Annotated in this window: 1 pseudogene; it reads left to right on the top strand. The window is 63.7% G+C overall.

Annotated elements, in window-relative coordinates:
- Positions 1-285 precede the first annotated feature (285 nt).
- Positions 286-355 (top strand): annotated as a pseudogene (locus AC5Y5W_RS24990) (transcriptional regulator); the annotation flags it as partial.

Below are 355 nucleotides of genomic sequence, written 5' to 3'. Positions count from 1 at the left end.
TCCATCGGAATCGTCCGGTGCGATGAGAATCCGACGTATGGGCAGGAGTCGGTTGTCGCCCCGGCTCACACTTGTCACCGGCAGCGCGCTGATGCGATCGTCGATACCCACGTGTCGTTGATTCACCGGGCCCTCGCGCACACCCCGTGAGGTTGTTGATGTCGCGCTTGAGACCCGGTATTGCGCGGCCGGAACCAGCCGGGGCGGGCAAGGGCTTAGCGCGGCGTCCCGTCGCGGATCCACAGCTCTTGCTGTTATATCAGTACAGACTGTACTGTTTAGTGCATGCTGACCTGTGAAGTGAGGGAATCGGCGCTGGCTCGGCTGGGCCGGGCGCTGGCCGATCCGACGCGGT

The sequence above is a fragment of the Mycobacterium sp. NGS51 genome (genome assembly GCF_059812525.1).
The sequence above is the reverse complement of the archived record's forward strand: the minus strand, read 5'-3'. Positions and strand labels throughout refer to the sequence as shown.